Annotated in this window: 16 protein-coding genes; all 16 read left to right on the forward strand. The window is 27.4% G+C overall.

The features are described from left to right. Nucleotides 1-180: hypothetical protein (locus AB1Z17_RS01130; RefSeq protein ID WP_368049948.1), on the forward strand; the 180-nt coding region annotated here is incomplete at its 5' end. 64 nt (nt 181-244) lie between these two features. After that, entirely contained in the window at nt 245-574 is a 330-nt protein-coding gene (locus AB1Z17_RS01135; protein WP_368049949.1) for a hypothetical protein, read from the forward strand. Continuing rightward, the gene (locus AB1Z17_RS01140) at nt 571-903 is read left to right on the forward strand and encodes a hypothetical protein (RefSeq protein WP_368049950.1); all 333 of its coding nucleotides are present in this window, start codon (nt 571-573) and stop codon (nt 901-903) included. Before AB1Z17_RS01135 ends, AB1Z17_RS01140 begins: the two co-directional genes overlap by 4 nt. A gap of 181 nt (nt 904-1,084) precedes the next feature. Then, on the forward strand, nt 1,085-1,696 hold the full coding sequence (locus AB1Z17_RS01145) for a hypothetical protein (protein WP_368049951.1): 612 nt from the start codon (nt 1,085-1,087) through the stop codon (nt 1,694-1,696). After that, complete coding sequence (locus AB1Z17_RS01150) at nt 1,697-2,503, forward strand: hypothetical protein (RefSeq protein ID WP_368049952.1); 807 nt, start codon at nt 1,697-1,699, stop codon at nt 2,501-2,503. It abuts the gene before it with no gap. A gap of 63 nt (nt 2,504-2,566) precedes the next feature. Then, complete coding sequence (locus AB1Z17_RS01155; RefSeq protein WP_368049953.1) at nt 2,567-3,118, forward strand: Ig domain-containing protein; 552 nt, start codon at nt 2,567-2,569, stop codon at nt 3,116-3,118. Nucleotide 3,119: 1 nt separating this feature from the next. Further along, nucleotides 3,120-3,353, forward strand: a complete 234-nt coding sequence (locus AB1Z17_RS01160; RefSeq protein WP_368049954.1) for a hypothetical protein — start codon at nt 3,120-3,122, stop codon at nt 3,351-3,353. A gap of 156 nt (nt 3,354-3,509) precedes the next feature. Then, entirely contained in the window at nt 3,510-3,698 is a 189-nt protein-coding gene (locus tag AB1Z17_RS01165; RefSeq protein ID WP_368049955.1) for a hypothetical protein, read from the forward strand. Beyond that, nucleotides 3,686-3,901, forward strand: a complete 216-nt coding sequence (locus AB1Z17_RS01170) for a hypothetical protein (RefSeq protein WP_368049956.1) — start codon at nt 3,686-3,688, stop codon at nt 3,899-3,901. The genes AB1Z17_RS01165 and AB1Z17_RS01170 overlap by 13 nt, the downstream gene beginning before the upstream one ends. Next, nucleotides 3,898-4,380 (forward strand): hypothetical protein, encoded by a 483-nt coding sequence (locus AB1Z17_RS01175; RefSeq protein WP_368049957.1) that lies wholly within the window; start codon nt 3,898-3,900, stop codon nt 4,378-4,380. The genes AB1Z17_RS01170 and AB1Z17_RS01175 overlap by 4 nt, the downstream gene beginning before the upstream one ends. 44 nt (nt 4,381-4,424) lie before the next feature. Beyond that, the gene (locus AB1Z17_RS01180) at nt 4,425-4,619 is read left to right on the forward strand and encodes a hypothetical protein (protein ID WP_368049958.1); all 195 of its coding nucleotides are present in this window, start codon (nt 4,425-4,427) and stop codon (nt 4,617-4,619) included. Further along, the gene (locus AB1Z17_RS01185) at nt 4,616-6,592 is read left to right on the forward strand and encodes an NUDIX domain-containing protein (protein ID WP_368049959.1); all 1,977 of its coding nucleotides are present in this window, start codon (nt 4,616-4,618) and stop codon (nt 6,590-6,592) included. The genes AB1Z17_RS01180 and AB1Z17_RS01185 overlap by 4 nt, the downstream gene beginning before the upstream one ends. A 72-nt stretch (nt 6,593-6,664) precedes the next feature. Further along, nucleotides 6,665-6,811: a hypothetical protein gene (locus AB1Z17_RS01190; protein ID WP_368049960.1), complete on the forward strand. Its 147-nt coding sequence runs from the start codon at nt 6,665-6,667 to the stop codon at nt 6,809-6,811. Between the two features lie 83 nt (nt 6,812-6,894). Beyond that, the gene (locus tag AB1Z17_RS01195; RefSeq protein WP_368049961.1) at nt 6,895-7,161 is read left to right on the forward strand and encodes a hypothetical protein; all 267 of its coding nucleotides are present in this window, start codon (nt 6,895-6,897) and stop codon (nt 7,159-7,161) included. A 1-nt stretch (nt 7,162) separates the two neighbouring features. After that, nucleotides 7,163-7,975, forward strand: coding sequence for an ADP-ribosylglycohydrolase family protein (locus AB1Z17_RS01200; protein ID WP_368049962.1), 813 nt, complete (start codon nt 7,163-7,165; stop codon nt 7,973-7,975). A gap of 69 nt (nt 7,976-8,044) precedes the next feature. Further along, the gene (locus AB1Z17_RS01205) at nt 8,045-8,338 is read left to right on the forward strand and encodes a hypothetical protein (protein WP_368049963.1); all 294 of its coding nucleotides are present in this window, start codon (nt 8,045-8,047) and stop codon (nt 8,336-8,338) included. Nucleotides 8,339-8,582: the final 244 nt, after the last annotated feature.

The raw sequence follows: 8,582 nt of genomic DNA on the forward strand, positions 1-8,582 counted from the left end.
ACAAAAAGCCAAATACCTTCCTTTGCCGGAATAATAGATTTGGATAGCTTACGAATAGTAAGAAAGCCACAATTACTATTTAATACTAAATGGAATGACAAAATGAGATATAGTTTAGCAAGACTTGGAACTATGAGAATTTTAAATTTGAAACAAAATTTACATTATTTAAAAAAATAATTAAATAAAGTTTGCAAAACAAATATTTTTGTTTACCTTTGAAATGTAAGAAAATCGAAAAGAAATGAAATCAAAAATCGAAAACATTAAGAATTACTACCTAGAAGTTTGCAAAAAAGAAAAGTTAAACCCTATTCCTATTAAGTTTTGTAGTGTAAGTAAAGGAGGTGCTTGCCTTCAATACTCAAACTCTATGAAGCCATTAAATATTCAAATAGATTTAAATAGATGTGTAGATATTGAGTATGCACTCCTTCATGAAATTAGTCATCAAATTTTATTAGAAAAGAAAAAAGATCCTGCTTTGAGACATAATGCAGCTTTTAGAAAAATTGAAAACCAAATGAATGATAAATATATGTATAGCGATTTAACTTTTAAATACAGATTATGATAATAATAACTTATAAGATTATAAAAGAGAAAGTTGGTATTGAAAGGATAAAGACTTTTGATGGTAAAAATTCAGAAAGGGATAGCATAAAATTTCTTGAAAGACTTAATTTTATTAAAATGCAATTAGCATGGAGATCTTATTGTCAAAAAGAAAATAAATCAGGCAATAGTTATTATCCTAATAAAAAATATTCAGACTTTTTAATAGTTTCAAAAAGTAAATCACACCCTACAGGAATGGGTTATAAAGAAAAGGGTATTTATTCAAAACTAGAAAGACATATTCCTTTTAAAATTTCAATAACAGTAAGGCATATTAATTCTTAATTCGCGAATTGCAAATTTTCGGCAATTTTTTGATTTTATTGCCAATAATTAGAAAACCTTTCTTATATTAGTACTTTCATATTTTTTAATTTTGGTTGGATTTAAGGGGAGCTATTTCAGTGGCTCCCTTTTTATTGTCAATTATTTATACTTTTTTGAGTAAATTTGTAAAAAGATTGATATGGAACACTTTAAGAATAATCAAAATAGGATTGCAGCCAATATGAATATGACATATGGCAAAGTTGAGAAAGCTAAAAAGATGGAAGGTGAAGACCCTTGCTGGGATGGCTATGAGATGCAAGGATTTAAAGATAAAGATGGAAAGAAAGTTCCTAATTGTGTTCCTAAAGGAAGTGTTAAAAAATCAGAAGCAACTGAAGATAAAATAATGTCTGAAGTAATGGCTAAATTCAATGATGGTAAATTAAAAGATAGCCATGGGAATATAGTAACAGATAAAGGAAGGGCTAAAGCTATTGCAATTGCATTAGTAAAGGATAAAACTGGCAAAGATGAAGTAAAGAAAGCTGAAGCTTTAAAAGTGTTAGGAATTATAGAAAAAGCAGAAGAAAAAGAACCAGCCAATGGTACTATAAAGGAATCAGACAATAAAGGAAAGAAAGCAATGGTTTATATGGATGGCAAATGGCATCATTTCGGAGCAAAGGGTTATGATCACGGCTATTCTAAAGAAGCAAAAGAGCAATTTTATGCTCGACATGCAGAAAATCTAAAAGGAGACGATCCAAGGGCAAAAGCATTTAGAGTTTATGCTAAAAAATACTGGTAATTGATGTATTTTACTTATATAACAATAAACAAATTAAATGGGAAGGTTTACTATGGAGTTCATAAAACTGAAAGATTGAGGGATGGATATATAGGGTGCGGTATATGTTCTATGGCAACAGCTATAAATTTAAAAAATAGAGGAATAAAATCTCATTTCATAGATGCAGTAGTAAAATATGGATATAAAAATTTCAAAAGAAAGACTCATAAATTTTTTGATACAAGAGAAGAGGCTTATAAATATGAGAGAAAAGTTGTTAATAAAAATTTTGTAAATAATAAAAACACTTATAATATTAGAATTGGGGGATTAGGGGGAGATATTCCTTCTTTAAGAAAAAAGTGTGCTTATATAAATGTTTATACACTTGAAATTAAAAAATTTAATTCCTTAACGGAAGGCAATTTATTTTTTAATAAAATTGTATCTCCTTTGTATAAAAATGGAATAAAAAATAATTATTTAATAAATAATGAATGGCTTCCATATAAAAAAGATAAGCATAATTATTTATTAGACGAAGTAGAAATATATTGTATTAAAACAGGTATTAAATATAAATTTAGTAACTATTTTATATTAGAAAAGAAATTAAATGTAGAATACATGAGATTGTTTAGTGGTGAAAGACTAAGCTCTAATGGTTATACATTAGATAAATTTAATAAAAAGATGGTTGTCAATCAAATGATTATAAAATTTAAAAAATCAAATATGTCTATAAGACAATTTTGCATTGAGAATAATTTGTCAAGATCTACTTTTTCTAGGTACTTAAATAAAGAAAATAAATATGCTAATTAATAATTCTCAAAAGTTTAAAAATAATTCGTAATTTTACATTATTAAATAAAAAAATAATAAGACATGAAAGATATTTCAGTTTATAATGGAGGAGCAATTTTAGGAAGACTTAGAGTTGATTCTATATCTGGAAACAATATAGGTAATTTTACAGTTATGGAAACTTATTCTCTTGATGATAGAGATATTCAAGCTCTTAGCTCTCAGCTAGAAGTAGAATTAGCTCAAGAATTTAAGAAGATACCAAAAACTTTTTCAGATATAATCAGTTTTGCAAACGACAATTCATTAGACCTTTTAGTAGCTGAAACTGATGGAAGCAATCCAAGCTTTGTAGTAGGAGGAATTATATTTGATACAGATTCTCCATTGGTTGCCGGAACTACAGACGTTACTTATACAGACACTATTGAAGCAAGCGGTTTAAGTGACACTTTTGAATTTAGAGTTCAATCTGGAAGCCTACCAACTGGTTTGTCTTTGGCTTCTTCAACAGGTGTAATTTCTGGAACTCCTACTGTAGCCGGAACTTTTGTTTTTACCATTAAAGCAATTGATGATGCAAGTGGATTAAGTACAGATAAAGAATACTCTATTACAATAGCTCAAGCATAATATGTTTAGTTTTGACGATGTAAGGAAAGCTGCTTCTGAAAGATTTAAAGGTATTTATCCAGAATTACAAAAAGTCGACAAAAAAGAAAATATTGAAGGTTATAGTGATTCAGAAGAAGATACTGATAATGAACAAAGTAATAAGAAGAAAAAGAAAGAAGAGTCCAAGCAAGAAAAAGTAGAAGATAACAAATTAGCTAAATCTGAAGCTTTGAAAGCACTTAGAATAGAATAAAAAAAATAAATATTAAAAATTAAGCATCCTCTATTTGTATTGGATGCTTTTTTGTTTATATTTGTTTATTAAAGTATGGATTTTAGATTATTATAGTTTAGGGGTTATTAGGGGAGATTAGATTTATTCTACTCCCTTAATTTAAAATTTAGGATTATGAAAACATTTGAAGAACTAGTTGAAACATACGACCTTGCTAAAAAAGAAGTACTTAAAAAATTACCCAATCCTAAATTATACCCAAAAGAAAGAATTAAAATTTCAATATTTGTACCAAATAGTTCTAATAATGATATGATATTATTTGAGTTTTATAAAAATTCAGAAAATCAATGGGAAATGTAAGAGAAATGGGATTAACTAAAGAACAAGAAGAAAAAGTAAAAAATGTATTTAATACAAATAAAGCTCAAACATTAGGTGGGGTAATAAATGGGTATTTTTATGGGAATGGGGTTTTTTGGATGAGAAGTATTGTTGATCTAAATAGTGTGGGATTTGGAGGAAGACCTATTGCTAAATTCAAATTCAAAAAGTGTAAATTTTGAATAAAATAGAATTAGCTGATTTATTTGCTCAAGAAATACATTCTAAGCAAGATTATGAAAAGCTTGAAAGAACAGCTACTATAATAGCTAAATATACTGCTTTAGAAAATAAGGATATAAATGAAGACCTTATAGTAGTTGCTTTATTAAAAGACGTTCTTAAAGTAGATGAATTCCTTATAGAAGAAATTTCAAATGATTTTAGCTATGAACAACTAGAAGCTATTTTAATATTGTCAATTGAAGAATTAACTTTAAATTCAATACAGGAATTATCTAAAAATAAATTATCTAGCATAGTAAAACTTGCTGAAAAAATAGAAGAATTAAGAAGCAACAAAGACATGCCTTCATTTAAAGACTATGAGTTTATTAATAAAATGGAGCTTCTCTGTATATTTATTGGAGATGAATTTCCATTTTTAACAAGCCAAATAGAAGCACTTATAATAGAACGCAAAAAAATAATTTGGAAATAAATTATTAAATAATTGACTAAATTTACATTTTAATAGCAAGAACAATGGCTGACAAAAAGAAAAAAATAAATATTTCCGAAAAAGAACTTGAAAGAGATATAGCAAACCTTTTTCTTCCTGAAATTAATTTAATGGAAGATATAGATAAGCCAAGAAAAGATAATCCTGCTTATGACGATCAACTAAACAAGTGGTTGAGAAATGGTAGAAAGGATGAAGACAAACCAGATTACTTATGAGCAAATCAGAAAATACCATTCCAGTAAAAAGACTTATTCAAAAGAAAAATCAAAAAGCTTATGTAGGTACTGTATATGTAAGTCCTGAAAAGTTTATTGAATTAAAAACTAAAAATTCAAAAACATCAAAGGAAGAACATATTGATGAGAATGGTAATTATACTGAATCTAGAAAGAGGGAACATGTAAAGATAATTAACAAGTATGTTGAATCTTGCCCTAAACCTCCAGTAGGAGAAGATCCAAAAAAAGTAATTGTAAATAATCAAGTCTTAAACGAAAATCTTTATAGCAATTTCAAAAACAAAGCCAACGATACTTCGGCTAAATATTTAGCCCCTGCAATTATTAATAAGGGAGAAGAAATAGAAGAACTTACTTTGTGTGATGAAGAAATTGCATTTGAAAATATAGAAAAAGCTTTCGATTTAGAATTAGTAGATTCTGAATTATACACTCAGGCTTTAACTAAAATAAAAGAGTTTAGAGAAAATATAGAAAAAGCTTCAAAGCAAGAATACAGTGATTTTATAATCCTCAATGAAAGAGGCAATAAAATATTATTGTTAAGAAGGGGTAATGTCAACAAATTAGAACCCAATAAGTTTTGTCTGCCGGGAGGACATGTAGATGAAGGTGAAAATATTGAAGCAGCAGCATATAGGGAATTAAAAGAAGAGACTGGATTAGAAGTAACTCCTATTGATGGTTATTACATAGATTCATTTAAAAATACCGATGGATCAACTAGTCATTATTTCTGTACTCACGTATCAGAGAAAAGACCTTTAATGCTTGAAACAAGTGAACATTTTGGTTATGAATGGGTTTTATTAGATAAAATAGTTGATTATGATTTAATATTTGATTTAGAAGAGAGAATTTCTAATATGGTTCTTCCTAAACTTGAAATTAAGAAATCAAATCCATTTATGCAGTTTGTAAATAAAATAGCCGATAATGTAGTTAAAGTATTTTCAAAGCCTAAAAAAGAAGATGGGGAGTTTGAAAAAGTATTAGAAAGTCAAAATGATAATTTTGATGAAGGAGAGATGACCACTGAAGAATATTTTAAGTGGCTGAGTAAAGACAGTGAAGAAATTAAGAAAAGTACTTACTTTGATTATAAGAACAAATTTGAAAAAGCTGTATATGCAGATAATGCAAAAAATAGGAAGCTTAAAAGAGTAGGACAACAATATGGTTCTAATAAAAAAGAAGGTGTTGATAAAAATACAAAAGAAGAGGGGAAAGAAGTAGTAGGAAAATATTCTCCAGAACAATTACAACAAAAAGCAAAAGAAACTCCAGATTACTATTTAGAACAAGCTGCTAAAAATGCAAAAGACCCTTTAATGCAAGAAGTAGCTAAAAAGGAATTAGAGAAAAGAAGTGGTAGTTCGGAAAACCCGGAAGGGCAAAAGGAAAATAAAGAGATGGAAAAGCCAACAATCTCAAAAGAAGAACAAGAACTAAGTAAAGATGATGGAAATATTTTAGAAGAAGAAAAGAAAGCTTTAAATGGTTACACAAAATCAGATTATAGGGAAATAAATAGATATGTTAGAAAAGGTAGGAAACCGCCAAATGAAGAGTTGGAAGATTATATAAAGTCTGTTTCAAGCGGACTTAATAAGTTAGATAAACACGAAGGAACTGTTTATAGAGCAGAAAGTCCTATCAAAGAATTAAGTGAATATTTAGAAGATTTCCAAAAAGGAAATGAAATACAATTCAGCTCATTTACTTCCACTACAAAAGAAAAAAGCGTAATTGATAATTTTGGAGGAGGTGAATTAACATATCAAATCAAATCTAAAAATGGGCGTAGTATAGAAGATTATTCAGATGCACCAAAAGAAAAAGAAGTTTTGTTTGACGTAGAAACTAATTTTAAAGTAACTAAAGTAAAACAAAATAAATTAAAAAATGGAATGTTGATAGGTATTGAAGTTTTTCTTGAAGAAATTTGATATTGTAAACTAAAATAGCTATATTTGATTATGGAAAATAAAAATAAAGAAATGAGCAATTTTAAAGACAGAATGAATAGTGAATCACATACTATGAAAGTTGTAAAAAAAGAAAGTGATAAAGTAGAGAAATCAGAAATGATTACTATTATTGGAGGCAGTGAAGTATCTAAAGATTATATCAAAGAACTTTATGAAAAATATTTTGAAAATAATTGAAAATATTTTTGCAAACTTAAATAAAAGTGTTAGATTTTAGTATTGAAAGAAACGAAATTTAAAACAAAGAAAATCGAAAAGTTATGAAATCAATTACAAAAAATCAAGCAAAAAGTTTAGTTTTAGATTTATCAACTTACGGTATCAAGCAAACTTGCAAAAAGACAAGAGAAACCTTTACTTCTTTAAGAGATAGAGGTTATAAAACAGCAAGTGAAATAGCCGAATTAAATGTTCCATCTCATTATTTGTTTTCAGAAAAAGAAGGTAGATTATTTTACTGCACAATGGCTGGATGTACAGAAGTTTTAAAAGCATCTGTAAAAAGAAAAGGTTGGGAGGTTTTTTAATATGAACTTTCAAAAAATTAAAAATAGTATTTATGGTTTTATCATTGGGGATGCTCTAGGTGTCCCCTTTGAGTTTAAAGCTCCTGCTGTCAGTAAAATTGATATGATTGGATTTGGAACTCACAATCAGCCATTGGGAACTTGGTCTGATGATAGCTCTTTAATGCTTGCCACGCTAGATTCAATATCAAACAATAAAGATTTAAGAGAGTGTATGGTTAATTGGGTTAAGTATGGAAGATATGCTATTGACAATCTTGTATTTGATATTGGACATTCTACAAAAACTGGATTAATTAATAATAAAATTAACAAAGATTTTTATTCAAATGGAAATGGTTCTTTAATGCGAATGCTACCATTTGTGTTTGAATTATATGGTTCAAACCAAGAAAAAATAAAAGAAGTTGTAATTAAGTCTTCTTCAATAACTCATGTACATGAAATTTCTATCAATGCATGCATGGACTATATTAATTACTTTCATAATATCATAAATGGATTAAACAAAGAAAAATCCCTTCCAAGACATTTAATTTATATATTAAGTAAAGAAAATTTTAATACAAAAGGATTTGTAATTGGAACATTAGAGGCTGCCCTGCATTGCTTTATAACGACTAACAATTATACAGATTCAATAAAAAAGGCAGTAAGTTTGGGTTATGATACAGATACAATTGCTGCAATTACAGGCTCTCTGTCTGGATATTATTACAATAATGTAAATAATTCTTTCAAAAACAAGCTAAGAGGTAAAGAAATTATTAATCCTTTAATTGATAAATTTGTTGAATATATAGAAATTAAATAAAAATAATTAATAAAGTTTGCATAATAAATATAAAATAGCTATATTTGATTATACTAAAAGATATTAAAAATGACAAGATTTGAATTAGCAGAGGCAATTAGAGATTTGGGATTTACGTATATGCATCATCAAGCTATGACAGGAAGTGAATACATAACAATAAATGGTCAAAAATATAGATTGTCAAATCATACGCAACCTAGTCATTACCAAATAAGAAACTATATTGATTGCTCTTCCAATAAAGAAATATATGAATTAGCTATTAAAGCTTATAATGAATCCTTGGAATTAAACACTAAAGATAAATATTTATTTAATGAAGACGGATTTTATCTAAATCCAAATTATATTAAAAAATAATATGAATAATCATCAAAAATTTAAAACTTACTATAATAGTTAGTGTTTCTATATAAAAGATAGAATTTAAAAAACAAGTAAAACTTAAATTAAATTTTCTTAACTTTGCTTTATCAAGTAAAAGATAAATTATAAGTGGAAAACAATTTTAAGTTTTATGTAGAAGCAGACCTGATCAAATCAGAAGGCGAAGATAGGCCTTGGATGATTGGCGGATTAGCTTCTACAGACTCACAAGACAGCC

This window comes from Lutibacter sp., from assembly GCF_040883305.1.
Classification (GTDB): domain Bacteria; phylum Bacteroidota; class Bacteroidia; order Flavobacteriales; family Flavobacteriaceae; genus Lutibacter.

Coding starts and splice junctions, on each gene's coding strand:
- AB1Z17_RS01135 (WP_368049949.1), top strand. CDS start 245: ATGAAATCAAAAATCGAAAACATTAAGAATTACTACCTAGAAGTTTGC.
- AB1Z17_RS01140 (WP_368049950.1), top strand. CDS start 571: ATGATAATAATAACTTATAAGATTATAAAAGAGAAAGTTGGTATTGAA.
- AB1Z17_RS01145 (WP_368049951.1), top strand. CDS start 1,085: ATGGAACACTTTAAGAATAATCAAAATAGGATTGCAGCCAATATGAAT.
- AB1Z17_RS01155 (WP_368049953.1), top strand. CDS start 2,567: ATGAAAGATATTTCAGTTTATAATGGAGGAGCAATTTTAGGAAGACTT.
- AB1Z17_RS01160 (WP_368049954.1), top strand. CDS start 3,120: ATGTTTAGTTTTGACGATGTAAGGAAAGCTGCTTCTGAAAGATTTAAA.
- AB1Z17_RS01165 (WP_368049955.1), top strand. CDS start 3,510: ATGAAAACATTTGAAGAACTAGTTGAAACATACGACCTTGCTAAAAAA.
- AB1Z17_RS01170 (WP_368049956.1), top strand. CDS start 3,686: ATGGGAAATGTAAGAGAAATGGGATTAACTAAAGAACAAGAAGAAAAA.
- AB1Z17_RS01180 (WP_368049958.1), top strand. CDS start 4,425: ATGGCTGACAAAAAGAAAAAAATAAATATTTCCGAAAAAGAACTTGAA.
- AB1Z17_RS01185 (WP_368049959.1), top strand. CDS start 4,616: ATGAGCAAATCAGAAAATACCATTCCAGTAAAAAGACTTATTCAAAAG.
- AB1Z17_RS01190 (WP_368049960.1), top strand. CDS start 6,665: ATGAATAGTGAATCACATACTATGAAAGTTGTAAAAAAAGAAAGTGAT.
- AB1Z17_RS01195 (WP_368049961.1), top strand. CDS start 6,895: ATGAAATCAATTACAAAAAATCAAGCAAAAAGTTTAGTTTTAGATTTA.
- AB1Z17_RS01200 (WP_368049962.1), top strand. CDS start 7,163: ATGAACTTTCAAAAAATTAAAAATAGTATTTATGGTTTTATCATTGGG.
- AB1Z17_RS01205 (WP_368049963.1), top strand. CDS start 8,045: ATGACAAGATTTGAATTAGCAGAGGCAATTAGAGATTTGGGATTTACG.